The organism is Pseudomonas sp. Xaverov 83 (assembly GCF_019352905.1).
GTDB classification, from domain to species: Bacteria; Pseudomonadota; Gammaproteobacteria; order Pseudomonadales; family Pseudomonadaceae; genus Aquipseudomonas; species Aquipseudomonas yamanorum.
This window is the reverse complement of sequence record NZ_JAAAFU010000006.1, coordinates 24,180-51,120: the sequence shown is the minus strand read 5'-3', so window position 1 is coordinate 51,120 and position 26,941 is coordinate 24,180. Positions and strand designations below refer to the sequence as shown.

Sequence of the window (26,941 nt, the reverse complement as noted above, 5' to 3'; positions counted from 1 at the left end):
CCGCATCCGGAAGAAGCGGGCCGTTAGTGGCATCGAGTCGCTGCTTAGTTGTGAGCGTGCAGCGCTGCGTTCAGTTCGATGGCTGATTTGTGGGTTTTGCACTCCACGGCACCGGTCTCGGAGTTGCGGCGGAACAGCAGGTCCGGTTGGCCGGCCAGTTCACGGGCCTTGACCACTTTGACCAGCTGGTTTGCTTCATCCAGCAGCGCAACCTTGGTGCCGGCGGTAACGTACAGGCCCGACTCAACGGTGTTGCGGTCGCCCAACGGGATACCGATACCGGCGTTGGCGCCGATCAGGCAGCCTTCGCCGACCTTGATCACGATGTTGCCGCCGCCCGACAGGGTGCCCATGGTGGAGCAACCGCCGCCCAGGTCCGAACCCTTGCCGACGAATACGCCAGCCGACACACGGCCTTCGATCATTCCCGGGCCTTCGGTGCCGGCGTTGAAGTTGACGAAACCTTCGTGCATCACGGTGGTGCCTTCGCCCACGTAGGCGCCCAGGCGGATGCGCGCGGCATCAGCGATACGCACGCCGCTCGGCACCACGTAGTCGGTCATTTTCGGGAACTTGTCCACCGAGAACACTTCCAGCAGCTCGCCACGCAGGCGCGCTTCCAGCTGACGCTCGGCCAGCTCGGCGATGTCGATTGCGCCCTGGCTGGTCCAGGCCACGTTCGGCAACTGCGGGAACACACCGGCCAGGTTCAGGCCGTGGGGCTTGACCAGGCGATGGGACAGCAGGTGCAGCTTGAGGTAGGCCTCAGGGGTGGAAGTCAGTGCGGCGTCTTCGGCCAGCAGGGTGGCGACCAGCGGCGTGTGGCTTTCAGCCAGGCGGCTCAACAGGGCGGCTTGGGCGGCGTCGACGCCTTTGAGCGCGTCAGCCAGTTGCAGGGCCTGGGTAACGGTGAAAGTGATCGCCTGGTTGCCTTCGGTGTAACCGAGGATCGGGGTGATGGCAGCGATGATTTCAGCCGATGGATTGAGCAGCGGTTGTGCGTAAAACACTTCCAGCCAAGCACCTTGGCGGTTCTGAGTGCCGACGCCGAAGCCCAGGCTGAACAGGGAATTGGACATGCTGTTACCTCTACAAAAATGGAGTGGGCTGGCCTACTTGAGGGCCGCCGAATAACTATCTGGCTTGAAGCCAATCAGGGTTTTGTCACCGAGATCAAGCACGGGGCGCTTGATCATCGAGGGTTGCGCGAGCATCAATTCAATGGCTTTCGCTTGGTCGAGATCGGCTTTGCGTTCGTCTTCGAGTTTGCGAAAGGTGGTGCCCGCACGGTTCAAAACCACCTGCCAACCGTGCTCATTGCACCATTGGGTCAAGTGTTCGCGGTCGATACCGGCCGTTTTGTAGTCATGAAACTCATACTGGATAGCGTGCTCATCGAGCCAGGTGCGCGCCTTTTTCATGGTGTCGCAGGCTTTTATGCCGAAAAGGTGCAACGTTTTGCTTGAAGCGGTCAAGGAATTGCCCCCCTTTGGGCTGACGCAGATGAAAGGTCAAGGATTATGCCATGGCCAGCGGCTTTCGGCGCCGCTCGTCACACTTACGTTTTGCTCGCGTGCGACTTTTGTGCAAAGGCCATCGCGCAGCATAGGCGGCTAATATGGCACTTCAACGGCGAGTTGTTGCCTGATGTGTGTTGTTGCAAGTTGATTGTCTGGGAATCCCGCGTTATGCAAACCGCTTACACCGTACTTATCCTGCTGATGCTGGTCAGCGTTTCGCGCCTCGTCGGGCGCATCATTCCACTGCCGTTGCCACTGGTGCAGATCGCCGCCGGCGCCTTGTTGGCCTGGCCGACCCTCGGCCTGCATGTAGCCCTCGATCCCGAGTTGTTTCTCTTCCTGTTTCTGCCGCCGCTGCTGTTCTCCGATGGCTGGCGTATGCCCAAGCGTGAATTGTGGCGCCTGCGCGGGCCGATCCTGACGCTGGCGGTGGGCCTGGTGCTGTTCACCGTGGTCGGTGCCGGTTACTTCATTCACTGGCTGTTGCCGAGTATCCCACTGCCGGTGGCCTTCGCCCTGGCGGCCGTGTTGTCGCCGACGGATGCTGTGGCGGTGTCAGCCATTTCCCAGAATCGTCTGCCAACACCGCTGATGCATATGCTTCAGGGCGAGGCGCTGATGAATGACGCCTCGGGCCTGGTGACCTTCAAGTTCGCCCTGGTGGCGGCGGTGACCGGGGTGTTTTCCCTGGCGAATGCCAGCCTGACATTTGTGCTGGTGGCCGTCGGTGGCCTGGCCATTGGCGTGGCCTTGAGCTGGCTGGTGGGCCGCTTGCGGTCCTGGATGATCGCCCGGGGCTGGGACGACCCGGCGACGCACGTGGTATTCATGTTGCTGCTGCCGTTTGCTGCCTACGTGCTGGCCGAACGCCTTGGCGCCTCGGGCATCTTGTCGGCGGTGGCCGCGGGGATGATGCAAAGCTGGCTCGACCTGCTGCCGCGCCAGACCAGCACCCGGTTGCTCAACCGCAGTGTCTGGTCGCTGCTGGAGTTTGCGTTTAACGGTTTGATCTTCCTGCTGCTGGGCCTGCAATTGCCGGACATTATCAAGGCGGTGGTGAGTCACGAGCCGACGCTGTGGCCGACCTTGTTGTATCGCTGCCTGGACGTGGTCGCGATTTTCCTGGTGCTGGTGGTGTTGCGGTTTATCTGGGTGCAGAGCATCTGGCGACTGTCGGGTTTATTGCGCCGGATTCGTGGGAAAAGTGAGCTGACACTGGTGCCCACCGCGCGGTCTTGCTGGCTGTTGACCGTCGGTGGGGTACGCGGTGCCGTGACCCTGGCCGGTGTGATGTCGGTACCGTTACTGCTTGCGCCGGGGCAGGACTTCCCCGAGCGCGACCTGCTGATCTTCATCGCCGCCGGTGTGATCCTGCTGTCGTTGGTCGCGGCCTGCATCGCTTTGCCGCTGCTGTTACGCGGCATCGAGAAGAGTCCGGATGAGAAACGCCACAATGAAGTGCGCGAGGCCTGGAAGAAGACCGCCGTGGCGGCTATCCATGCACTCGAAACCGAAGATCCCGCTGAAGCTGCACCTCTGGATGCCGCCCAGGCAGCCTTGGCCACCGAGCTCAAGGCGCGGTTGATGTCGGAGTATCGTCATCAATTGGAGGTGTTCAATGATTCGGCCGAAGCCCAGGCGCTGGCGTTTCAGATGGACCAACTGGAGCGCAAGTTGCGGCTCAAGGCCCTGCGGGCGCAGCGTCTGGAGCTGTATAGCCTGAGCCGTCACCACCAGATTGGTGATGACGTGCTACGGGAGGTGTTGGCGGATCTGGATATGAGCGAGGCGAATCTGGGTCATATCAAATAACACCGCGGTGCTTACTTGTGGCGAGGGAGCTTGCTCCCGCTGGGTAACGAAGTCGCCCCAACGCTGGCGACTTCATTCATGCAGGAAAACGGCATCAGCCGGTTTACGACTGCTGCGCAGCCGAGCGGGAGCAAGCTCCCTCGCCACATTCAGCGCAGTTATTTATTGCGGGTAATAAAGTCGCGAATCCGCGTCGCCGCTTCCACGCACTCCGCCAACGGCGCGACCAGCGCCAGGCGCACACGCCCGGCGCCCGGGTTGACCCCGTCCACTTCCCGCGACAGGTACGAGCCTGGTACCACGGTCACGTGTTCTTCCACGAACAAGTCACGGCAGAACGCCGCGTCGTCGCCCTTCACGTTCGGCCACAGGTAGAAGCCACCGTCGGGATTTTGCACGTCCAGCACCGGCTTCAGGATCGCCAGTACGGCATCGAACTTCTCCCGGTACAGATCGCGGTTGGCCTGCACGTGGGCTTCGTCCTGCCAGGCGGCAATGCTCGCCAGTTGGGTTTGCACCGGCATCGCGCAACCGTGGTAGGTGCGGTACAGCAAAAAGCCCTTGAGGATTTCGGCGTCGCCGGCCACAAAGCCCGAACGCAGGCCCGGCAGATTGGAGCGTTTGGACAGGCTGTGGAACACCACGCAGCGCTTGAAATCCTGGCGACCCAGCTCGACGCAGGCGCTGAGCAGGCCTGGCGGCGGGGTTTGTTCGTCGAAGTACAACTCGCTGTAGCACTCGTCGGCGGCGATTACAAAGTCGTATTCGTCGGCCAGGGCGATCAGCTTTTTCAGGGTGTCGACGGGAATCAGTGCACCGGTCGGGTTGCCTGGCGAGCACAGGAACAGGATCTGGCAGCGTTTCCAGATGTCCGGCGATACGGCGTCGAAATCCGGGTTGAAGCCGTTTTCATCCAGGCACGGCAGGTAGTGCGGCTTGGCTCCGGCGAGGAACGCCGCGCCTTCGTAGATCTGGTAGAACGGGTTCGGGCTGACCACCAGCGCGTCGTCGCCACGGTTGACCACGGTCTGGGTGAAGGCGAACAGCGCTTCACGGGTGCCGTTCACCGGCAGGATATTGCGCGCCGGGTCCAGCCAGCCCTTGGGCACGCTGAAACGACGTTCGCACCAGGCGCCAATGGCTTCGCGCAGGGCGGGAATGCCCAGGGTGGTGGGGTACACCGCCATCTGGTCCAGGTTGTTGGCCAGCGCGTCAGCGACGAACTGCGGAGATTTATGCTTCGGCTCGCCGATGGAGAGGGCGATCGGACGCTTGTCCGGGTTCGGTGTGACGCTGCCCAGCAGGACGCGCAATTTCTCGAACGGGTAGGGCTGCAGTTGGTTCAGGGCATTGTTCATCGATAAATCTCGTTCAATTCATTGGAAGCTGAAAATGGGCGGTCGGTCAGATGCTCAAGCGTGACATCTCGACGCCGGTCTCCTGATTGACGCTCAACTGCTGGACGATGGCTTCCTGCAAGCGTCGGCACAGTTCAGGGTCGGAAAGCGGCTGGTTGTCGGCATCGGTAATGAAGAACACGTCTTCCACCCGTTCGCCCAGGGTCGCAATCTTGGCGTTCTGCAACGACAGGTCGAACTCCAGGAAGATCGTGCCGATCCGCGCCAACAGGCCAGGCCGGTCCGGCGCGCTGAGTTCCAGCACCGTCACCGGGCGTTGGGCGTCGTTGTGGATGGTCACCTCAGGGGCAAACGCAAAGTGCTTGAGCTGGCGCGGTACCCGGCGCTGGATGATGGTCGGGTAGTCGTCAGGGTTGCGCAGCGCGTCGGTGAGGCCTTTGCGGATCTTTTTCACCCGCTCAGGGTTGTCGCCGATGGACTCGCCTTCCGTGTCGAGCACGATGTAGGTGTCGAGGGTGAACTGGCTGCTGGAGGTGATGACCCGGGCGTCGTGAATGTTCAGGTTGAGCTGGTCCATCGCGGCCACGGTCACGGCGAAGAAATCGTGCTGGTCCGGGGCGTAGATGAAGATCTGCGTACCACCCTCGAACTCGCGCTGGGTGGTTTCCTTGATCAGCACCAGCGGCCCGCCATCGGCCGGCTGCTGCAGGATCGCGTCGCTGTGCCAGGCCACGTCGCCGGCAGTGTGGCGCAGGAAGTAGTCGTCTCCCAGTTGCGACCAGAGTTGCTCGACGTCGTCCGGGTCGTTGCCGCCACGCACCAGAATATCCAGGGCCGCGCTTTGGGTGCGGCGGATCTGCTCTTCGCGGTCCACCGGGTTCTCCAGGCCGCGACGCAGCGCGCGCTTGGTCTCGGTGTAGAGCTGGCGCAACAGGCTGGCGCGCCAGGAATTCCACAGCGTCGGGTTGGTGGCGTTGATGTCGGAGACGGTGAGCACGTACAGGTAGTCGAGACGGGTTTCGTCGCCGACGGCCTGGGCGAAATCATGGATCACCTGCGGGTCGGACAAGTCCTTGCGCTGGGCGGTGGTGGACATCACCAGGTGGTTTTGCACCAGCCACACAATCAGGCGGCTGTCCCACAGTGGCAACTGGTGACGCTGGCAGAACGCTTCGGCGTCCACCGCACCAATTTCCGAGTGATCACCGTGGCGGCCCTTGCCGATGTCGTGGTACAGGCCGGCAAGGTAGATCAGCTCGGGCTTGGGCAGCCGCGCCATGAGCTTGCTGGCCAGCGGGAATTTCTCTGACACCTGGGTGTACTGCAACTTACGCAGGTGCTTGATCAGGTTCAGGGTGTGGGCGTCCACCGTATAGATGTGGAACAGGTCGTGCTGCATCTGCCCGACGATAAAGCCGAACTCCGGCAGGTAACGGCCCAGGATCCCGTAGCGGTTCATGCGCCGCAGGTTGCGGTGGATGCCGATCTTGCACTTGAACAGTTCGATAAACAGGCTGGTGTTGCGAATGTCGTTACGGAAGTCGTCGTCGATCAGGTGACGGTTTTCCCGCAGCAAACGAATGGTGTCGGCGCGTACGCCTTTGATTTCCGGCTGTTGGGCCATCAACACAAAGATTTCCAGCATCGCGAACGGCGTGCGTTTGAACACGTTGTCGTTGCGTGCCTCGATGTAGCCATCGTGGAGCTGGAAGCGCGAGTTGATCGGCTGCGGCGGTGCTTCGTCTTCCGGGGCCAGGATCACTTCTTCGAAGTGCTGGATGATCAGGTCGCTGAGCTGGGCAATGCTCATTACCACCCGGTAGTACTGCTGCATGAAGCTTTCGATGCTGGTCTTCGCGTCTTCGCCTTCAAACCCCAGCAGGGTCGCGATGGAGCGCTGGTGGTCGAACAGCAGGCGGTCTTCGGAGCGACCGGCCAGCATGTGCAACGCGTAGCGCACTTTCCACAGGAATTCCTGGGAGGAGGCCAGCAGGGCGTTTTCGCTCTCTACCAGGAAGCCTTCCCCTGCCAGGGCGCGCAGGTTCAGGGTGCCGTATTGACGGCGGGCGACCCACAAAATCGTCTGGATATCCCGCAGCCCGCCGGGGGAGCCTTTGACGTTGGGTTCCAGGTTGTATTCGGTGTCGTTGTACTTGTGGTGCCGGGCTTTCTGCTCGGCACGCTTGGCCAGGAAGAAGTCCTTGCTCGGCCACATGTGCGCGGTGCTGGTGACTTCCAGCATGCGCTGGCGCAGGCGCTCGGGGCCGGCGATGGTGCGGCTTTCCATCAGGTTGGTGATCACCGTCAGGTCGGCGCGGGCTTCCTGGGCGCATTCGTCCACCGAGCGCACGCTTTGGCCGACTTCCAGGCCGATGTCCCACAGCAACGTCAGAAAACGCTCGATGGAGTCGCGGAAAATTTCGTGATCGGCGCTGTCCAGCAAAATCAGCAGGTCGATATCGGAGTAGGGGTGCAGTTCACCACGGCCGTAGCCGCCGACCGCCACCAGGGCGATATCAGCGTCTTCGCTCCAGCTGAACTGTTCCCAGGCCTTTTGCAGGATGTTGTCGACGAACCAGGCGCGGTCCTCGATCAGCCGGCGGATGTCCCGGCCCGTGCGAAAGCGCTCGTCGAGCACCTCGCGGGCCTGACGAATGGCCTTCTTGAAGGCGGCGATGGGGCTGGCCTTCAGCGCCAGTTCCGCCTGGAACTGGCCGCGGTCGAAGAGTTCGGGATCCACCTGGGGCATCGATCGGTTTTCCTTTCTATCTATGGGTCACAGCGTTGCTATTAGAAAACCGGTGCAAACATTACGCCGAAACGCGGGGAATCGTGTCGTCGGCCCGCAGAGTGAAGATCTCGTAGCCGGTGTCGGTGACCAGCAGGGTGTGTTCCCACTGGGCCGAGAGCTTGCGGTCCTTGGTGATGGCGGTCCAGCCGTCGCCCAGTACCTTGGTGTCGGCCTTGCCCTGGTTGATCATCGGCTCGATGGTGAAGGTCATGCCTGCCTTCAGCTCCATGCCGGTGCCGGCGCGGCCGTAGTGCAGGATCTGTGGCTCTTCGTGGAATACCTTGCCGATGCCGTGGCCGCAGAATTCGCGCACCACCGAGAAGCCGTTCTTTTCAGCGTGCTTCTGGATGATTTCACCGATGTCGCCCAGGCGGCAGCCAGGCTTGACGATCTCGATGGCCTTGTACATGCATTCCTGGGTCACTTGCGAAAGGCGCTCGGCCCAGACCGGCACGGTGCCGACGTGGAACATGCGGCTGGTGTCGCCGTGGTAGCCGTCCTTGATGACGGTGACGTCGATGTTCAGGGTATCGCCGTCTTTCAACGGCTTGTCGCCGGGAATCCCGTGGCACACCACGTGGTTGATCGAGGTGCAGATCGACTTGGGGAAGCCCTTGTAGTTCAGTGGTGCAGGGATGGCTTTTTGCACGTCAACGATATAGTCGTGGCAAATGCGGTCCAGCGCTTCGGTGGTGACGCCGGGCTTGACGTGTTCGGCAATCATTTCCAACACGTCGGCAGCCAGTTTGCCGGCAACACGCATGCCAGCGATATCTTCGGCGGTTTTGAGGGTGACGGTCATACAGGCTCTCTCTAGCGCGACGCGCTGAAATCAATACGGTTTACGGGTGTGCGACAAAAGGTTGCAGAATTCGCACAAGCCCAAAAAACGCGATTCTAGCAGACGCAGGGGTGAAACCATGAGCGTCTGGCGATCGCTTCTGTCTATAAGGGTGGGGGCATTCTGGCTCTATTCAAAGGCTTAGGCAAAAGCGACTGACGGCAAATGTGATTGCGGGTTTCGTTTTTGCAAGCTCTGTGGTATAAAATGCGCCGCTTTCCGGGGATACCCCGCAAAGCTTAAATCCACACACGTGTCGACACGATGACCTGGGTGCCGGAGGCGAATGCCACTGGTTGGTCATTGGGATACGTGGAGGCCAAACCCGACTTATTAAGGAACTATCATGTCCCAAGTCAACATGCGCGATATGCTGAAGGCCGGTGTGCACTTCGGTCACCAGACCCGTTACTGGAACCCGAAAATGGGTAAGTACATTTTCGGCGCGCGTAACAAGATCCACATCATCAACCTTGAAAAAACCCTGCCAATGTTCAACGAAGCTCTGACTTTCGTAGAGCGCCTGGCCCAGGGCAAAAACAAGATTCTGTTCGTCGGCACCAAGCGTTCCGCTGGCAAGATCGTTGCTGAAGAAGCAGCACGTTGCGGTTCGCCGTACGTCGATCACCGCTGGTTGGGCGGCATGCTGACCAACTTCAAAACCATCCGTGCTTCCATCAAGCGTCTGCGTGACCTTGAAGTGCAAGCAGAAGACGGTACTTTCGCCAAGCTGACCAAGAAAGAGGCGCTGATGCGCACTCGCGACCTGGAAAAGCTCGATCGTTCCCTGGGTGGTATCAAGGACATGGGCGGTCTGCCTGACGCACTGTTCGTTATCGACGTTGATCACGAGCGCATCGCGATCACCGAAGCTAACAAGCTGGGTATCCCGGTTATCGGCGTAGTCGATACCAACAGCAGCCCGGAAGGCGTTGACTACATCATCCCAGGCAACGATGACGCAATCCGCGCTATCCAGCTGTACATGGGTTCGATGGCTGACGCTGTAATCCGTGGTCGCAACCACGTTGCTGGCGGCACCGAGCAGTTCGTTGAAGAAGCTCCGGTAGCAGCAGCTGAGTAACTGACGCCTTGGCGTTGACTCAGTAAGCAAAAAGGGGGCTTGGCCCCCTTTTTGCCACCTCGAAAACCATTTGTCGGCAGCGCAGCTACAACATCTGTAACGTGCAGCGGCCTACAAAGGTGGTTCGGGAAGAATTGATCGCCCGTTCAATCGGGTGGAATGGTTGAAAACCTATCCAAGAGGATTTTGAAAATGGCAGAGATTACTGCAGCGTTGGTTAAAGAACTGCGTGAGCGTACCGGCGAAGGCATGATGGATTGCAAAAAGGCCTTGACCAAGGCCGGCGGCGACATCGAAAAAGCCATTGATGACATGCGTGCTTCGGGCGCCATCAAGGCTGCCAAGAAAGCAGGCAACGTCGCTGCTGAAGGCGCTATCGCAATCAAGGAAGACGGCAAATCCGCCGTTATCCTGGAAGTTAACTCGCAGACCGACTTCCTGGCCCTGCAAGACGACTTCAAAAACTTTGTCGCTGCCAGCGTTGAAAAAGCGTTCGCTGACAAACTGACCGACGCCGCTCCGCTGATCGAAGCTCAAGAAGCTGATCGTCTGGTTCTGGTGGGTAAAGTAGGCGAGAACGTTAACATTCGTCGTCTGACCCGCGTTGAAGGTGATGTTGTGGGTGCTTACCTGCACGGCAACAAGATCGGTGTTGTGGTTGCCCTGAAAGGCGGCAACGTTGAACTGGCCAAAGACATCGCTATGCACGTAGCGGCCAGCAACCCTGAATTCCTGCTGCCATCGGAAGTTTCTGCTGAAGCCATCGAACGCGAGAAAGCCGTGTTCCTGCAGCTGAACGAAGAAAAAATCAAAGGCAAGCCTGAAAACATCGTTGAAAACATGGTTAAAGGCCGTATCAGCAAGTTCCTGGCTGAGGCTTCCCTGGTTGAGCAGGCGTTCGTCAAGAACCCTGAAATCAAGGTTGGCGAACTGGCCAAGAAAGCTGGTGCTGAAATCGTTTCCTTCACCTACTACAAAGTAGGCGACGGCATCGAGAAGCCGGTCGACAACTTCGCTGAAGAAGTTGCTGCCCAGCTGGCTGCCACCAAGAAGTAAGACGGTTTTTAACTGTCGCCCAAAAGAGGCTGCCCGCTTACGCGCGCAGCCTCTTTTCAAATGGGGTGATCAATTTTATTGGTTTCCCTTTGGAACTGGCTTACAAAGCCGTGTTCCGATGGCGCTGTGACAGCGTCAAGCTAGAGTGAACGCAGGCCGTAAACGGCTTGCCAAGAATTTTCAAAAAATACGCCGCAGGAGAGATTCGCAATGGCTCAGCAGGGCAGTGGTCATCAGGCTCGCTATAAACGCATTCTACTCAAGCTTAGCGGCGAGGCCCTGATGGGCTCGGAAGAGTTTGGGATCGATCCCAAGGTACTCGATCGCATGGCGCTGGAAGTCGGCCAGTTGGTCGGTATCGGTGTTCAGGTCGGTCTGGTGATCGGCGGCGGCAACCTGTTCCGCGGTGCGGCGCTGAGCGCTGCCGGCATGGATCGGGTGACAGGCGACCACATGGGCATGCTGGCCACTGTGATGAACGCCCTGGCGATGCGTGACGCCCTCGAGCGCGCCAATATCACCGCTATCGTGATGTCGGCTATTTCCATGGTTGGCGTAACGGATCACTATGATCGTCGCAAAGCCATGCGCCACCTGGATGCCAAGGAAGTAGTGATTTTTGCTGCCGGTACCGGCAACCCGTTCTTTACCACCGATTCGGCAGCCTGCCTGCGTGGTATCGAAATCAACGCGGACGTGGTGCTCAAGGCCACCAAGGTTGACGGTGTTTACACTGCAGACCCATTCAAAGACCCGCATGCCGAGAAGTTCGATCATCTGACTTATGATGAAGTGCTGGATCGCAAGCTGGGTGTGATGGACCTGACGGCTATTTGCTTGTGCCGCGACCACAAGATGCCGCTGCGCGTATTTAACATGAACAAGCCCGGCGCCCTGCTGAACATCGTACATGGCGGCGCGGAAGGGACTCTGATCGAGGAAATCGAACAATGATCAACGAAATCAAGAAAGACGCTCAAGAGCGCATGCAGAAATCCCTGGAGTCTCTGAACCATGCATTTGGTCAGATTCGTACCGGCAAGGCCCACCCAAGCATTCTGGGCAGCGTGATGGTGCCGTACTACGGCGCTGATACCTCCATCACTCAAGTGGCCAACATCACTGTAAAAGATTCGCGCACCCTGCAAGTCGTGGCCTTTGAGCGCAACATGCTTGGCGCCGTCGACAAGGCTATCCAGAGCGCCGGCCTGAACCTCAATCCGACCAACCTGGGCGAATTGCTGCTGATCTCCATGCCTGCCCTGACCGAAGAAACCCGCAAGGGCTTCACCAAGCAGGCGCGCAGTGCAGCGGAAGACGCACGTGTTGCGGTGCGCAACATTCGTCGTGATGCCTTGGGTGACCTGAAGAAGCTGGTCAAGGACAAGGAAATCAGCGAAGACGAAGAGCGTCGCGCCGTCGCCGATATCGATAAGCTGACTAAAGATGCCGAGGCCCAGATCACCAAGGCCACGGAAGATAAAGAAAAGGACCTGATGGCCGTATAAGGGGTCAGGACGCCTTCATGGAAAAGACCAAGCAGACTGTGCCCTCCGTGGTGCCGCGCCATGTCGCGATCATCATGGACGGGAATAATCGCTGGGCGAAGAAGCGCTTTATGCCAGGCGTTGCCGGGCATAAAGCGGGTGTCGATGCTGTGCGTGCCGTGATCGAGGTGTGTGCCGAGGCCAAGGTCGAGGTGTTGACCCTGTTCGCGTTCTCCAGTGAAAACTGGCAGCGCCCGGCCGAGGAAGTCAGTGCCTTGATGGACCTGTTCTTCAAGGCATTGCGTCGTGAGGCCAAGCGCCTGAACGAGAACAACATCAGCCTGCGCATCATCGGCGACCGTTCGCGGTTCCATCCGGAGCTGCAAGCGGCCATGCGCGAAGCTGAGGCGATCACTGCCGGCAGCAACCGTTTTGTGCTGCAGATCGCAGCCAACTACGGCGGCCAGTGGGATATTGCCCAGGCAGCGCAGCGCCTGGCGCGGGAAGTGCAGGCCGGCCATCTGCGCCCGGAAGACATCACGCCCGAGCTGTTACAAACCTGTCTGGTGACCGGCGACCTGCCATTACCCGACCTGTGTATTCGTACCGGTGGCGACCATCGCATCAGCAACTTCCTGTTGTGGCAGTTGGCCTATACCGAACTGTACTTCTCCGACCTGTTCTGGCCGGACTTCAAACACGATGCCATGCGCAATGCGCTGGCCGATTTCGCTTCCCGTCAGCGTCGCTTCGGTAAAACGAGCGAGCAGATCGAAGCTGGAGCCCGGGTTTAATGCTTAAACAACGAATCATCACGGCGCTGATCCTGCTGCCTATTGCCCTGTGCGGGTTTTTCCTGCTTGAAGGTGCAAACTTCGCACTGTTCATTGGCCTGGTGGTGGCACTCGGTGCCTGGGAATGGGCGCGCCTCGCTGGTTTCGCCGCGCAGTTGCCGCGTGTGGTGTACGCCGCTGTCGTGGCGGTGTTGATGTTCCTGATGTACATCCTGCCGGACTTGGCACCCTGGGTACTGGGTGCGGCGGTGTTGTGGTGGGCGTTGGCGACCTATCTGGTGCTGACGTATCCGGGCACCAGCGGCCACTGGTCCAGTGTCGCCTGCAAACTGGTGATCGGTCTTTTGATTTTGCTGCCTGCCTGGCAGGGGCTGGTCTACATCAAGCAGATGCAGTTGGGTAACTGGCTGATCATGGCGGTGATGGTATTGGTGTGGGGGGCTGATATCGGCGCCTACTTCTCTGGTCGTGCCTTCGGCAAGCGCAAGCTGGCGCCGGCTGTCAGCCCGGGTAAAAGCTGGGAAGGCGTGTATGGCGGCCTGGCGCTGACCCTGGTGATTACCCTGGTGGTCGGTGTGGTGCGTGGCTGGACCGTCAAGGAAATGCTCCTGTCCCTGGTGGGTGCGGCCGTGGTCGTGTTCATCTCGGTGGTCGGTGATCTGACTGAAAGCATGTTCAAGCGCCAGGCCGGGATCAAGGACAGCAGTAACCTGCTGCCGGGTCACGGTGGTGTTCTGGACCGTATCGACAGCCTGACCGCCGCGATCCCGATCTTTGCCGTACTGCTGTGGATGGCTGCCTCGTGAGCCGCCTGCAACAGGTGACCGTGCTGGGCGCCACCGGCTCGGTGGGGCTAAGCACCCTGGATGTGATTGCCCGTCATCCCGAGCGTTATCAAGTATTCGCATTGACCGGCTTCAGTCGCCTGAGCGAACTGCTGGCACTGTGTATACGGCACGCACCGCAATACGCAGTGGTGCCCGAAGCGGCAGTTGCACGTGGTTTGCAGGATGACCTGCGCGCTGCAGGCCTGGCGACTCAGGTGTTGGTGGGGGAGGAGGGGTTGTGCCAGGTTTCGGCTGACCCTGATGTCGACACCGTCGTCGCGGCGATTGTCGGTGCTGCCGGCTTGCGTCCGACCCTGGCCGCCGTTGATGCAGGCAAGAAGATTCTGCTGGCCAATAAAGAAGCGCTGGTGATGTCCGGTGCGCTCTTTATGCAGGCGGTGCGCAAGAGCGGCGCCGTGCTGCTGCCGCTGGACAGCGAACACAACGCGATTTTCCAATGCATGCCCGGTGACTTTGCCCGTGGGCTGAGCCAGGTCGGTGTACGCCGGATTCTGCTGACAGCTTCTGGCGGTCCTTTCCGGCAGACACCGTTGGCCGATCTGGAGCATGTTTCTCCCGACCAGGCATGCGCTCATCCGAACTGGTCCATGGGGCGCAAGATCTCGGTGGACTCGGCGAGCATGATGAACAAGGGCCTGGAGCTGATCGAGGCCTGCTGGCTGTTCGATGCCCGGCCGGATCAGGTCGAGGTGGTGATCCATCCGCAAAGTGTGATTCATTCCCTGGTGGATTACGTGGATGGCTCGGTATTGGCCCAGTTGGGCAATCCGGACATGCGCACGCCGATCGCCAATGCCCTGGCGTGGCCGGAGCGGATTGATTCGGGTGTTGCGCCGTTGGATCTGTTTGCCATCGCCCGTCTGGACTTCGAAGCGCCCGACGAGCAACGCTTCCCTTGCCTGCGTCTTGCGCGGCAAGCTGCCGAGGCAGGTAACAGCGCCCCGGCGATGCTGAATGCGGCCAATGAAGTGGCTGTGGCGGCGTTTCTGGACCGGCGCATCCGCTTTCCGCAGATCGCGAGTATGATCGAGGACGTTTTAAACCTTGAGCCCGTCGTCGCCGTGAATGATCTGGGTGCGGTGTTCGAAGCGGATGCAAAGGCCCGGGCCTTGGCTGAGCAGTGGTTGAACCGCAATGCGCGTTAGTCTTTAGGCGTGTTTGAGCCTTCAGGCACTGGATTGAAAGGCGGAGAAATTAGATGAGTGCGCTCTACATGATTGTCGGCACCCTGGTTGCTCTGGGTGTGCTGGTCACCTTCCACGAGTTCGGCCATTTCTGGGTCGCGCGTCGTTGCGGCGTCAAGGTGCTGCGCTTCTCCGTAGGCTTCGGCATGCCGTTGCTGCGCTGGCACGACCGTCGTGGCACCGAATTTGTGATTGCGGCCATCCCGTTGGGCGGCTACGTCAAAATGCTCGATGAGCGCGAAGGTGAAGTGCCGGCTGATCAGTTGGACCAATCCTTTAATCGCAAGACCGTTCGTCAGCGCATTGCCATCGTTGCGGCAGGCCCTATCGCCAACTTCCTGTTGGCGATGGTGTTTTTCTGGGTCCTGGCCATGCTGGGGAGCCAGCAAGTGCGTCCGGTTATTGGTGCGGTCGAGGTGGACAGCATGGCGGCCAAGGCGGGCCTGATCGCCGGGCAGGAAATTGTTTCAGTTGATGGCGAGCCAACCACAGGTTGGGGGGCGGTCAATCTGCAGTTGGTGCGTCGCTTGGGTGAAAGCGGCATCGTGAAGCTGGTGGTGCGTGATCAGGACTCCACCGCCGAAACCCCGCGCGAGCTGGCCCTGGACCACTGGCTGAAGGGCTCCGATGAGCCTGATCCGATCAAGTCCCTGGGCATCCGTCCGTGGCGTCCGGCCTTGCCGCCGGTGCTGGCAGAGCTGGATCCGAAAGGGCCGGCCCAGGCCGCAGGTCTGAAAACCGGCGATCGCCTGTTGGCCCTCGATGGCCAGGCACTGAATGACTGGCAGCAGGTGGTCGACCTGGTACGTGTGCGTCCAGATACCAAAATTGTGCTGAAAGTTGAGCGCGATGGTGCTCAAATCGACGTCCCTGTGACCCTGGCGGTTCGCGGGGAGGCCAAGGCAGCCGGGGGTTACCTGGGTGCCGGTGTGAAAGGTGTCGAGTGGCCACCTTCGATGGTGCGAGAGGTCAGTTTCGGGCCGTTGGCGGCAATTGGCGAGGGTGCGAGACGCACCTGGACCATGAGTGTGCTGACCCTCGATTCCCTCAAGAAAATGTTGTTCGGCGAGCTCTCGGTAAAAAACTTGAGTGGACCGATAACCATTGCTAAAGTGGCGGGCGCTTCTGCCCAGTCGGGCGTTGTAGATTTCCTGAATTTCCTGGCTTATCTGAGTATTAGCCTTGGGGTTCTGAATTTGTTGCCCATTCCAGTATTGGATGGGGGGCATCTGTTGTTTTATCTGGTCGAGTGGGCGCGTGGTCGCCCCTTGTCGGATCGGGTGCAGGGTTGGGGGATACAGATCGGTATCAGTTTGGTGGTCGGGGTGATGTTGTTAGCTCTGGTCAACGATCTGGGACGACTGTAACGCTTCGCTGAATTGCGAATCTGCCGCATTTTGCGGCAGTTTGTTTATTGCCAGTTGGAATAAGAAAGGACTTCATGAAACGTCTGCTGCTAACTGCGGTTCTCACCGTATTGATGATCGCCGAAGTTCACGCCGAGTCCTTCACCATCTCCGATATTCGCGTCAACGGCCTCCAGCGGGTTTCCGCGGGTAGCGTCTTTGGTGCCTTGCCGTTGAACGTCGGGGAACAGGCTGATGACCGTCGCCTGGTGGAATCCACTCGTGCGCTGTTCAAAACCGGGTTCTTTCAAGATATCCAACTGGGTCGCGAAGGTAACGTCCTCGTCATCACCGTCGTCGAGCGGCCTTCTGTCGCCAGTATCGAGATCGAAGGCAACAAGGCGATCTCCACTGAAGACCTGATGAAAGGCCTCAAGCAATCGGGCCTTGCCGAAGGCGAGATCTTCCAGCGTGCCACCCTCGAAGGCGTGCGTAACGAGCTGCAACGCCAGTACGTTGCCCAGGGCCGTTACTCGGCAACCGTCGAGACCGAAGTGGTGCCGCAGCCGCGTAACCGCGTTGGCCTGAAGGTCAACATCAACGAAGGCACCGTGGCGGCGATCCAGCACATCAACGTGGTGGGTAACACCAAGTTCTCCGATGACGACCTGATCGACCTGTTCGAGCTCAAGACCACCAACTGGCTCTCGTTCTTCAAGAACGATGACAAGTACGCCCGCGAAAAACTGTCCGGTGACCTGGAGCGCCTGCGTTCCTACTACCTGGACCGTGGCTATATCAACATGGATATCGCTTCGACCCAGGTGTCCATCACCCCGGACAAGAAGCACGTCTATATCACTGTCAACGTCAACGAAGGTGAGAAGTACAAGGTTCGTGACGTCAAGCTCAGCGGTGACTTGAAAGTGCCTGAAGACCAGGTCAAGTCGCTGTTGCTGGTGCAGAAAGACCAGGTGTTCTCGCGCAAGCTGATGACCACCACGTCCGAACTGATCACCCGTCGCCTGGGTAACGAAGGCTATACCTTCGCCAACGTCAACGGCGTACCGACCCCGCACGACGAAGACCATACCGTAGACATCACCTTCGTCGTAGACCCGGGCAAGCGTGCCTACGTGAACCGCATCAACTTCCGTGGCAACACCAAGTCTGCTGACGAAGTCCTGCGTCGCGAAATGCGTCAGATGGAAGGTGGCTGGGCATCGACTTACCTGATCGACCAGTCCAAGGTTCGCCTTGAGCGCCTGGGCTTCTTTAAGGAAGTCAACGTTGAAACCCCGGCTGTACCGGGCGTGGATGACCAGGTTGACGTGAACTACGCCGTAGAAGAGCAAGCCTCCGGTTCGATTACCGCCAGCGTCGGTTTCGCCCAGAGTGCCGGTCTGATCCTCGGTGGTTCGATCACCCAGAACAACTTCCTCGGTACCGGTAACAAGGTTTCCATCGGCCTGACCCGAAGCGAATACCAGAGCCGCTATAACTTCGGTTATGTCGACCCCTACTGGACAGCTGACGGTGTGAGCCTGGGCTACAACGCCTTCTACCGCACAACCGACTACAAAGACCTCGACGTTGACGTTGCAAGCTATGCCATCGACAGCCTGGGTGTTGGCGCCAACATTGGTTACCCGATCAGTGAGACCTCGCGTCTGACCTTCGGCCTGACCGCGCAACAGGACAAGATCAAGACCGGTGTGTACACCGTGGATGAGATCTTCAACTTCGTGCGTAAAGAAGGCGACCAGTTCCTGAACTTCAAGGCTTCGGCCGGCTGGTCGGAATCGACTCTGAACAAAGGTGTGTTGGCAACCCGTGGCCATTCCCAGAGCTTGACTCTGGAAGCAACCACGCCGGGCAGCGACCTGTCGTTCTTCAAGCTTGATTACCGTGGCCAGTTGTTCCAGCCATTGAGCGAAAACTACACCATGCGCCTGCACACCGAACTGGGTTATGGCGACGGTTACGGTTCGACCAGCGGCTTGCCGTTCTATGAGAACTACTATGCGGGTGGTTTCAACTCGGTACGTGGCTTCAAGGACAGCACCCTGGGGCCTCGTGGTACACCGAGCCGTGGTGTGGGTGTAACGGGTAACCAAGGTACAGTGGCTGACTCGGACAACGACCCGCTGCCATTCGGTGGTAACGTATTGATCCAGGGTGGTGCGGAAATCCTGTTCCCGCTGCCATTCGTGAAAGATCAACGTTCCCTGCGTACTTCGGTCTTCTGGGATGTGGGTAACGTGTTCGACTCCAAGTGCGAACAGGTCACCAACCCGAATGGCTCGAAGTCCAACACCCAGTGTAACGATGTGAGCTTCAGCAACCTGGCAAGCTCTGTCGGTGTCGGTGTGACTTGGGTTACTGCTCTTGGCCCGTTGAGCTTTGCTCTGGCCATGCCGGTCAAGAAACCGGATAACGCTGAAACCCAGATTTTCCAATTCTCCCTCGGCCAGACGTTCTAAGCGTCTGACCCAAGATAATGACAACGGATTCTGTAGGAGTGCATCGTGCGTAAGTTGACTCAATTGGTTCTCCTGGCGACTGTCCTGGTAGCGACCCCGGCCTTTGCCGAAATGAAAATTGCCGTTCTGAACTATCAGATGGCCCTGCTGGAATCCGATGCGGCCAAGAAATATGCCGTAGATGCCGAGAAGAAATTCGGTCCTCAGCTGACCAAGCTGAAGACGCTGGAAAGCAGCGCCAAGGGCATCCAGGATCGTCTGGTAGCCGGTGGCGACAAGATGCAGCAAGGCGAGCGCGAGCGTCTGGAGCTTGAATTCAAGCAAAAGGCCCGTGACTACCAGTTCCAGTCCAAGGAACTGAACGAAGCCAAGGCTGTTGCTGACCGCGAAATGCTCAAGCAGCTCAAGCCGAAACTCGACAGCGCTGTGGAAGAAGTCATCAAGAAAGGTGCCTTTGACCTGGTATTCGAACGCGGTGCAGTCATCGACGTTAAACCTCAGTACGACATCACCCGTCAGGTGATCGAGCGCATGAATCAGCTGAAGTAAGCCATGACTGCGACTATCAAGCTCGGCCAATTGGCCGAGTTCCTGGGGGCCACCTTGAGTGGCTCTCCGGAGAAGGAAATCACTGGGCTAGCCACCTTGCAGGAGGCTGGCCCAGCTCAGTTGAGCTTCCTGGCAAATCCTCAATACCGTAAATACCTGGGCGACAGCCGCGCCGCGGCCGTGTTGCTGAAGGCTGCTGATGCCGAAGGGTTTGCCGGGGATGCGCTGGTTGTTGCCGACCCGTACCTGGCGTATGCCCGGGCATCGCACCTGTTCGATCCAAAACCCAAGGCAGCCGCCGGTATCCATCCTTCGGCGGTGATCGCGGATGACGCGCAGGTTGACCCTGCCGCGAGCATCGGTGCTTTTGTGGTGATCGAAAGCGGCGCCCGTATCGGACCGGGCGTAACGGTGGGTGCTCAGTGCTTTATCGGCGCCCGCAGCGAGATTGGTGCCGGTGGCTGGCTGGCCCCGCGTGTGACCCTGTACCACGACGTGCGTATTGGTGAGCGTGTGGTGATTCAGTCAGGTGCCGTGATCGGCGGCGAGGGCTTCGGCTTCGCTAACTCGAAGGGTGTCTGGCACAAGATTGCCCAAGTGGGCGGTGTGTTGATCGGCGATGACGTTGAAATTGGCGTCAACACCGCTGTTGACCGCGGGGCATTGGCCGATACCGTCATTGGTAACGGCGTGAAACTGGATAACCAGATTCAGATCGCCCACAACGTGCAGATTGGCGATCACACCGCCATGGCCGCCTGCGTGGGGATCTCCGGCAGCACCAAGATCGGCAAGCATTGCATGCTCGCCGGCGGTGTTGGCCTGGTGGGCCATATCGAAGTGTGCGACAACGTATTCATCACCGGCATGACCATGGTGACCCATTCGATTACCGAACCTGGGTCCTATTCATCCGGTACGGCCATGCAGCCTGCGGCCGAATGGCGCAAGAGCGCGGCGCGTCTGAGGCAACTCGACGATATCGCTCGACGCCTGAAACATCTGGAAAAGCGTGTTGGGGACGTGACCCCTGGCGGTAATGCTTCATCAGATGGCTGATACCATTTCCATATCAAGTGTGCACAGCCGCTAGACTGCCTCCTTGATTTGCTAGAGGGGCGTGCCTTAGTCCGCACGCTCCCAATCTTTATTACAGGCTTCCCCCCGAAATGATGGACATCAACGAGATTCGCGAATACCTGCCTCACCGTTACCCGTTCCTGCTGGTGGACCGTGTGACGGACCTCAATGTTGAGGAAAAGCGCATTCGTGCCTACAAGAATGTCAGCATCAACGAACCGTTCTTCAACGGTCACTTCCCTGCGCATCCCATCATGCCAGGCGTATTGATCATCGAAGCGATGGCCCAGGCTGCCGGTATCCTTGGTTTCAAAATGCTCGACCTGAAGCCTGCCGATGGCACGCTCTACTATTTCGTGGGCTCCGACAAACTGCGCTTCCGCAACCCGGTTACCCCGGGTGACCAGTTGATCCTGGAAGCCAAGTTCATCAGCTGCAAGCGCCAGATCTGGAAGTTTGAATGCCAGGCTTCGGTCGACGGCAAGCCGGTGTGCTCGGCTGAAATCATCTGTGCGGAACGCAAACTATGAGTTTGATTGACCCTCGCGCAATCATCGATCCGACGGCCGTACTGGCCGCCGACGTTGAGGTCGGCCCTTGGTCGATCGTCGGCGCAGGTGTGGAAATCGGCGAGGGAACAGTCATCGGGCCGCATGTGATCCTCAAAGGCCCGACGCGCATTGGCAAACACAACCGCATCTATCAGTTCTCATCGATAGGCGAAGACACCCCGGACATGAAGTACAAGGGTGAAGAAACGCGTCTGGTAATCGGTGATCACAATATCATCCGTGAAGGCGTGACCATTCACCGCGGTACCGTTCAGGACCGCGCCGAGACCACCCTGGGTGATCACAACCTGGTGATGGCCTACGCGCACATCGGCCATGACAGCGTCATCGGCAACCACTGCATCCTGGTCAACAACACCGCGTTGGCCGGCCACGTGCATGTTGATGATTGGGCGATCCTGTCCGGCTTCACCCTGGTGCATCAGTACTGCCATATCGGCGCCCACAGCTTTTCCGGCATGGGCACCGCCATTGGCAAGGATGTTCCGGCATTCGTCACGGTATTCGGCAACCCGGCCGAAGCCCGCAGCATGAACTTCGAAGGCATGCGCCGTCGGGGCTTCAGCGAAGACGCCATTCACGCCCTGCGCCGCGCCTACAAGGTGGTTTACCGCCAGGGGTTGACGGTCGATCAGGCGTTGATCGAACTGACGGAACCCGCAACATTGTTTCCGGAAGTCGCGATATTCCGTGACTCGATCCAGTCGTCGACTCGCGGCATCACCCGCTGATCATGGCCAAGCTGCGTATAGCGTTGGTGGCCGGAGAAGCTTCCGGCGATATTCTCGGTGCAGGCCTGATGCGGGCTCTCAAGCTCCAGCATCCGGCGGTTGAATTCATCGGTGTCGGCGGTCCGCTGATGCAGGCTGAAGGCCTCACGTCCTACTTTCCCATGGAGCGCTTGTCGGTCATGGGGCTGGTGGAAGTGCTGGGCCGGTTGCGTGAGCTGCTGGCTCGCCGCAAAAAGCTGATCCAGACCCTGATCGAAGAAAAGCCCGACGTCTTTATCGGAATCGACGCTCCGGACTTCACCCTCAATATCGAACTCAAGTTGCGTCAGGCCGGGATCAAGACCGTGCATTACGTCAGCCCGTCCGTGTGGGCGTGGCGGCAAAAGCGCGTGCTGAAGATTCGCGAAGGCTGCGACCTGATGCTGACCCTGCTGCCGTTCGAGGCCAGGTTCTACGAAGAGAAGGGCGTGCCGGTGCGGTTTGTTGGCCACACTTTGGCCGATACCATCCCGCTCCAGGCGGATCGTGCTGCGGCGCGTGCCGAACTGGGCTTGCCTGACGGGCCGTTGGTCGCCTTGATGCCGGGTAGCCGTGGTGGCGAAGTCGGTCGTCTCGGCGCGCTGTTTTTTGATGCTGCCGAACGTCTGCAAGCGCTGAAGCCGGGCGTGCGCTTCGTATTGCCGTGCGCCAGCCCTCAGCGTCGCGCGCAAATTGAAGAGCTGCTGGTAGGTCGCAACTTGCCGTTGACCCTGCTCGACGGCGGCTCGCACCTGGCCCTGGCTGCCTGCGATGCGGTGCTGATCGCCTCCGGCACCGCGACCCTCGAGGCCTTGCTCTACAAACGCCCGATGGTCGTAGCCTATCGGCTGGCGCCGCTGACCTACTGGATTCTCAAGCGTATGGTCAAAAGCCCGTACATCTCGCTACCCAATTTGCTGGCCCAGCGACTGCTGGTGCCCGAATTGCTGCAGGATGACGCGACGCCCGAAGCCTTGGCGCAAACCATGCTCCCGCTGATCGACGGCGGCGAAGAACAAACCCGTGGTTTCGACGAAATCCACCGCACCTTGCGCCGTGACGCATCGAACCAGGCGGCGGACGCTGTGCTGACCTTGATCGGCCATAAACAGGAAACCCTATGAAGACGCAAATGGGCCTGGATTTCAGCCTGGTCGCCGATGCCCTTGATCTGGTTGCCGGTGTTGACGAAGTCGGTCGCGGCCCGCTGTGCGGCGCAGTCGTCACCGCCGCAGTGATTCTCGACCCGAACCGCCCGATCCTCGGCCTCAACGATTCGAAGAAACTCACCGAAGCCCGTCGTGAAAAGCTCTACGACGAGATCTGTGAGAAAGCCCTGAGCTGGCACATCGCCCGGGCTGAGGTCGAAGAAATCGACGAACTGAACATCCTGCACGCCACCATGCTGGCCATGCAGCGCGCCATTGAAGGCCTGCACATCGCGCCCAAAATGGCGATGATTGACGGCAACCGCTGCCCGAAGCTGACGATGCCCGCAGAAGCGGTGGTCAAGGGCGACAGCAAGGTGCCAGCGATTGCCGCTGCATCAATCCTGGCCAAGGTCAGCCGAGATCGCGAAATGGCAGCTTTTGAATTGATCTACCCGGGCTACGGCATCGGCGGGCACAAAGGTTATCCAACGCCCGTTCATCTGGAAGCTTTGGCGCGGCTGGGCCCGACCCCGATCCACCGCCTCTCGTTCGCCCCGGTTCGCCAGGCTTACGAAGCGCGGGAGAGTCTCAGCGAGGTTTAGTCGCGAGGCTGATGTTTTGCTCAAGGCCCGGTACAATCCGGGCCTTGTTGTCTCCACGTTTTTAGACAGGATCACTATGCCGGCTTCATTCGTTCACCTGCGCCTGCACACTGAATACTCCCTGGTCGACGGCCTGGTACGGATCAAACCCCTGGTCAAAACCCTGGTGGGCATGAACATGCCTGCCGTGGCGGTGACTGACCAGAACAACATGTGCTCCCTGGTCAAGTTCTACAAGGCCGCCATGGGCGCCGGCATCAAGCCGATCTGCGGCGCCGACCTGTGGCTGTCGAACAAAGACCCGGATAACCCATTGAGCCGCATCAGCCTGTTGGCGATGAACGGCGTGGGTTATCGCAACCTCACCGAACTGATTTCCCGTGGCTTCATCGATGGCCAGCGCAACGGCTCGATCATCATCGAGCGCGAATGGGTGGCCGAGGCCAGCGAAGGGCTGATCATGCTCTCGGCGGCCAAAGAGGGTGAGATCGGCATCGCGCTGTTGGGCGGCAATCCCCACGAGGCAGAAGTACTCGCCCGTGAGTGGATGGAGGTGTTCCCCAACCGTTTCTACCTGGAAATCCAGCGCACCAACCGCCCCAACGATGAAGAACAGTTGCACGCCGCCGTGGCCCTGGCTGAAAAGCTTGGTGCGCCGCTGGTGGCGACCAACGATGTGCGCTTTATCAAGAAGGAAGACTTCGAGGCCCACGAAACCCGCGTATGCATTGGCGAAGGCCGGGCGCTGGACGATCCGCGCCGCTCGAAAAACTACAGCGAAGAGCAGTACCTCAAAAGCGCCGATGAAATGGCCGAGCTGTTCAGTGACCTGCCCGAGGCCCTGGAAAACTCCGTCGAAATTGCCAAGCGCTGCAATATTGAAGTGAAGCTGGGCAAGCACTTCCTGCCCAACTTCCCGATCCCCGATGGCATGACCATCGACGAGTATTTCCGCAAGGTGTCCTTCGACGGGCTGGAGGAACGCCTGAGCGTCCTGCTGCCCAAGGACACCACTGAAGATTATGAAGCCAAGCGCCAGGTCTACGTCGACCGGCTGAATTTCGAGCTGGATATCATTATCCAGATGGGGTTCCCCGGTTACTTCCTGATCGTAATGGACTTTATCCAGTGGGCCAAAAGCAACGGCGTGCCAGTGGGCCCAGGCCGTGGATCGGGTGCCGGGTCGCTGGTGGCCTATGTGCAGAAGATCACCGATCTCGATCCGCTGGAATATGACCTGCTGTTCGAACGTTTCCTTAACCCGGAACGGGTATCGATGCCCGACTTCGACGTCGACTTCTGCATGGATGGTCGCGACCGGGTTATTGAATACGTGGCCGAGAAATACGGCCGCAACGCCGTAAGCCAGATCATCACCTTCGGTTCCATGGCGGCTAAAGCGGTAATCCGCGACGTGGCCCGGGTGCAGGGCAAGTCCTACGGCCTGGCTGACCGACTGTCGAAGATGATTCCATTCGAAGTCGGCATGACCCTGGAAAAAGCCTACGAGCAGGAAGAAATCCTGCGGGACTTCATCAAGGTCGATGAAGAAGCGGCCGAAATCTGGGACATGGCGCGCAAGCTCGAAGGCGTGGTGCGTAACGTCGGTAAACACGCCGGTGGTGTGGTTATCGCGCCTACCAAGCTGACTGACTTTTCGCCGATCTATTGCGACGAAGAAGGCGACGGCCTGGTAACCCAGTTCGACAAGGATGACGTGGAGGCGGCCGGCCTGGTGAAGTTCGACTTCCTCGGCCTGCGGACCCTGACGATCATCGACTGGGCGCTGAAGACCATCAATCGGGACCGCGCCAAGGTCAACGAGCCACCGCTGGATATCGCGTTTATCCCGCTGGACGACAAACCGACCTACAGCCTGCTGCAAAAGGCTGAAACCACGGCCGTGTTCCAGCTTGAATCCCGCGGCATGAAAGAGCTGATCAAAAAGCTCAAGCCCGACTGCCTGGAAGACTTGATCGCACTGGTGGCCCTGTTCCGTCCGGGCCCGCTGCAATCAGGCATGGTGGATGACTTCATCAACCGTAAGCACGGACGTGCCGAGCTGGCTTACCCGCACTCCGACTACCAGTACGAAGGCCTCAAGCCAGTACTGGCACCGACCTACGGCATCATCCTGTATCAAGAACAGGTGATGCAGATTGCTCAGGTCATGGCCGGCTATACCCTCGGTGGCGCGGATATGCTGCGTCGAGCCATGGGTAAGAAAAAGCCCGAGGAGATGGCCAAGCAGCGCGGTGGTTTCATTGAGGGCTGCGCCACCAACAACATCGACGCCGACCTGGCCGGTAACATCTTCGACCTGGTAGAGAAATTCGCCGGTTACGGCTTCAACAAATCCCACTCCGCCGCCTACGGCCTGGTGTCGTACCAGACGGCCTGGCTGAAGGCTCACTACCCGGCGCCGTTCATGGCCGCGGTACTGTCTGCGGATATGCACAACACCGACAAGGTCGTGACCTTGATCGAAGAAGTGCGGACCATGAAGCTGCGCCTTGACGCGCCGGACGTGAACACCTCCGAGTTCAAGTTCACGGTCAACGACGAAGGCCGCATCATTTATGGTCTCGGCGCGATCAAGGGCGTGGGCGAAGGCCCGGTGGAGGCGATTACCGAAGCGCGTCAGGACGGGCCGTTCAAGGACCTGTTCGACTTCTGCGCCCGGGTCGACCTCAAGCGCATCAACAAACGTACCCTGGATGGCTTGATCCGAAGCGGTGCCCTGGATCGTCTGGGTCCGTACTTCCATGATGAGCCGAAGGCTTACCAGGCCAACATCGACCGCAATCGCGCGGTATTGCTGACCGCCATGGAAGAAGCGATCAAGGCCGCCGAACAGACCGCGCGCACCCACGACAGCGGCCACGCCGACCTGTTTGGCGGGCTGTTCGTCGAAGAAGACGCCGACGTCTACGCCAACCATCGCAAGGCCAAGGACCTGACCCTCAAGGAGCGCCTCAAGGGAGAGAAGGACACCCTGGGCCTGTACCTCACTGGTCACCCGATTGACGAGTACGAAGGTGAAATCCGGCGTTTCGCCCGCCAGCGCATCATCGACCTGAAGCCGGCGCGGGACACCCAGACCGTCGCGGGCATGATCATCGCGCTGCGGGTGATGAAGAATAAAAAGGGCGACAAGATGGGTTTCATTACCCTCGACGACCGCTCGGGCCGCATCGAAGCGTCGCTGTTTGCCGATGCATTCCACTCCGCCCAGTCGCTGTTGCAGACCGACGCGATGGTGGTGGTGGAAGGGGAGGTCAGCAACGACGACTTCTCCGGCGGCCTGCGCCTGCGGATCAAGCGCGTGATGAGCATGGAAGATGCTCGCACCAACCTCGCCGAAAGCCTGCGCTTGAAGGTCAAGACCGATGCGCTCAAAGGCGATCAGCTACGCTGGTTGGGTGACTTGCTTAAACGCCACCGTGGCGCCTGCCCGGTGACCATGGAGTACACCCGCGACGATGCCAAGGCGATGTTGCAGTTTGGAGAGACGTGGCGAATTGATCCCGCTGATGGCTTGATTCAAGCATTGCGTGACCAGTTCGGGCGTGACAACGTCTTCCTCCAATACCGTTGACGGTCAGGCCGTACAAAGAACGCCTGATCTCGACCG

The 26,941-nt window shown here is 59.4% G+C and carries 22 protein-coding genes; 17 read left to right on the top strand and 5 right to left on the bottom strand.

Going from position 1 to position 26,941, the window contains the following annotated elements:
• Positions 1-44: 44 nt before the first annotated feature.
• The gene (dapD, locus tag K0H47_RS02650) at positions 45-1,079 is read right to left on the bottom strand and encodes a 2,3,4,5-tetrahydropyridine-2,6-dicarboxylate N-succinyltransferase (RefSeq protein ID WP_017479423.1); all 1,035 of its coding nucleotides are present in this window, start codon (positions 1,077-1,079) and stop codon (positions 45-47) included.
• Between the two features lie 33 nt (positions 1,080-1,112).
• The gene (locus K0H47_RS02645; protein ID WP_003219341.1) at positions 1,113-1,475 is read right to left on the bottom strand and encodes an ArsC family reductase; all 363 of its coding nucleotides are present in this window, start codon (positions 1,473-1,475) and stop codon (positions 1,113-1,115) included.
• A 213-nt stretch (positions 1,476-1,688) separates the two neighbouring features.
• Between K0H47_RS02645 and K0H47_RS02640 the strand changes: the two genes are divergently transcribed.
• Positions 1,689-3,332, top strand: a complete 1,644-nt coding sequence (locus tag K0H47_RS02640) for a Na+/H+ antiporter (RefSeq protein WP_063032914.1) — start codon at positions 1,689-1,691, stop codon at positions 3,330-3,332.
• 158 nt (positions 3,333-3,490) lie between these two features.
• Here the strand turns inward: K0H47_RS02640 and dapC are convergent, their stop codons facing one another.
• The 3 genes from dapC to map form a co-directional block, all read right to left on the bottom strand.
• Positions 3,491-4,690, bottom strand: a complete 1,200-nt coding sequence (gene dapC, locus K0H47_RS02635) for a succinyldiaminopimelate transaminase (protein ID WP_063032912.1) — start codon at positions 4,688-4,690, stop codon at positions 3,491-3,493.
• 46 nt (positions 4,691-4,736) lie between these two features.
• Complete coding sequence (locus K0H47_RS02630) at positions 4,737-7,439, bottom strand: [protein-PII] uridylyltransferase (protein ID WP_093201131.1); 2,703 nt, start codon at positions 7,437-7,439, stop codon at positions 4,737-4,739.
• A 61-nt stretch (positions 7,440-7,500) separates the two neighbouring features.
• Positions 7,501-8,283 (bottom strand): type I methionyl aminopeptidase, encoded by a 783-nt coding sequence (gene map / locus K0H47_RS02625; RefSeq protein WP_003219332.1) that lies wholly within the window; start codon positions 8,281-8,283, stop codon positions 7,501-7,503.
• A gap of 385 nt (positions 8,284-8,668) precedes the next feature.
• On the opposite strand from map, the gene rpsB reads away from it, so the two are divergent.
• From rpsB to dnaE, 16 genes are all read left to right on the top strand, one after another.
• Complete coding sequence (gene rpsB / locus K0H47_RS02620) at positions 8,669-9,406, top strand: 30S ribosomal protein S2 (protein WP_003219330.1); 738 nt, start codon at positions 8,669-8,671, stop codon at positions 9,404-9,406.
• Positions 9,407-9,598: 192 nt separating this feature from the next.
• Positions 9,599-10,462, top strand: coding sequence for a translation elongation factor Ts (tsf, locus tag K0H47_RS02615; protein ID WP_008432237.1), 864 nt, complete (start codon positions 9,599-9,601; stop codon positions 10,460-10,462).
• A gap of 210 nt (positions 10,463-10,672) precedes the next feature.
• Complete coding sequence (gene pyrH, locus K0H47_RS02610) at positions 10,673-11,416, top strand: UMP kinase (protein WP_003219327.1); 744 nt, start codon at positions 10,673-10,675, stop codon at positions 11,414-11,416.
• The gene (gene frr / locus K0H47_RS02605; protein WP_003219325.1) at positions 11,413-11,970 is read left to right on the top strand and encodes a ribosome recycling factor; all 558 of its coding nucleotides are present in this window, start codon (positions 11,413-11,415) and stop codon (positions 11,968-11,970) included. The genes pyrH and frr overlap by 4 nt, the downstream gene beginning before the upstream one ends.
• 17 nt (positions 11,971-11,987) lie before the next feature.
• On the top strand, positions 11,988-12,743 hold the full coding sequence (gene uppS / locus K0H47_RS02600) for a polyprenyl diphosphate synthase (protein WP_003219323.1): 756 nt from the start codon (positions 11,988-11,990) through the stop codon (positions 12,741-12,743).
• Positions 12,743-13,549 (top strand): phosphatidate cytidylyltransferase, encoded by an 807-nt coding sequence (locus tag K0H47_RS02595; RefSeq protein ID WP_093201122.1) that lies wholly within the window; start codon positions 12,743-12,745, stop codon positions 13,547-13,549. The genes uppS and K0H47_RS02595 overlap by 1 nt, the downstream gene beginning before the upstream one ends.
• Positions 13,546-14,736: a 1-deoxy-D-xylulose-5-phosphate reductoisomerase gene (gene ispC / locus K0H47_RS02590; RefSeq protein WP_017479412.1), complete on the top strand. Its 1,191-nt coding sequence runs from the start codon at positions 13,546-13,548 to the stop codon at positions 14,734-14,736. The genes K0H47_RS02595 and ispC overlap by 4 nt, the downstream gene beginning before the upstream one ends.
• Positions 14,737-14,789: 53 nt before the next feature.
• On the top strand, positions 14,790-16,142 hold the full coding sequence (rseP, locus tag K0H47_RS02585; protein WP_219271875.1) for a sigma E protease regulator RseP: 1,353 nt from the start codon (positions 14,790-14,792) through the stop codon (positions 16,140-16,142).
• A 74-nt stretch (positions 16,143-16,216) separates the two neighbouring features.
• Complete coding sequence (gene bamA / locus K0H47_RS02580; protein ID WP_063032904.1) at positions 16,217-18,604, top strand: outer membrane protein assembly factor BamA; 2,388 nt, start codon at positions 16,217-16,219, stop codon at positions 18,602-18,604.
• Positions 18,605-18,649: 45 nt separating this feature from the next.
• On the top strand, positions 18,650-19,153 hold the full coding sequence (locus K0H47_RS02575) for an OmpH family outer membrane protein (protein WP_003219314.1): 504 nt from the start codon (positions 18,650-18,652) through the stop codon (positions 19,151-19,153).
• A gap of 3 nt (positions 19,154-19,156) precedes the next feature.
• Positions 19,157-20,212 (top strand): UDP-3-O-(3-hydroxymyristoyl)glucosamine N-acyltransferase, encoded by a 1,056-nt coding sequence (gene lpxD / locus K0H47_RS02570; RefSeq protein WP_063032902.1) that lies wholly within the window; start codon positions 19,157-19,159, stop codon positions 20,210-20,212.
• 110 nt (positions 20,213-20,322) lie between these two features.
• Positions 20,323-20,763 carry a 3-hydroxyacyl-ACP dehydratase FabZ gene (fabZ, locus tag K0H47_RS02565; RefSeq protein ID WP_003219309.1) on the top strand — a complete coding sequence of 147 codons (441 nt, stop codon included), beginning with the start codon at positions 20,323-20,325 and terminating at the stop codon, positions 20,761-20,763.
• On the top strand, positions 20,760-21,536 hold the full coding sequence (gene lpxA, locus K0H47_RS02560) for an acyl-ACP--UDP-N-acetylglucosamine O-acyltransferase (protein WP_063032900.1): 777 nt from the start codon (positions 20,760-20,762) through the stop codon (positions 21,534-21,536). Before fabZ ends, lpxA begins: the two co-directional genes overlap by 4 nt.
• Before the next feature lie 2 nt (positions 21,537-21,538).
• Positions 21,539-22,678: a lipid-A-disaccharide synthase gene (gene lpxB, locus K0H47_RS02555; protein ID WP_093201119.1), complete on the top strand. Its 1,140-nt coding sequence runs from the start codon at positions 21,539-21,541 to the stop codon at positions 22,676-22,678.
• Entirely contained in the window at positions 22,675-23,307 is a 633-nt protein-coding gene (rnhB, locus tag K0H47_RS02550; protein ID WP_219271873.1) for a ribonuclease HII, read from the top strand. Before lpxB ends, rnhB begins: the two co-directional genes overlap by 4 nt.
• 76 nt (positions 23,308-23,383) lie before the next feature.
• Positions 23,384-26,905: a DNA polymerase III subunit alpha gene (dnaE, locus tag K0H47_RS02545; RefSeq protein ID WP_063032894.1), complete on the top strand. Its 3,522-nt coding sequence runs from the start codon at positions 23,384-23,386 to the stop codon at positions 26,903-26,905.
• The last annotated feature ends 36 nt before the right edge of the window (positions 26,906-26,941 follow it).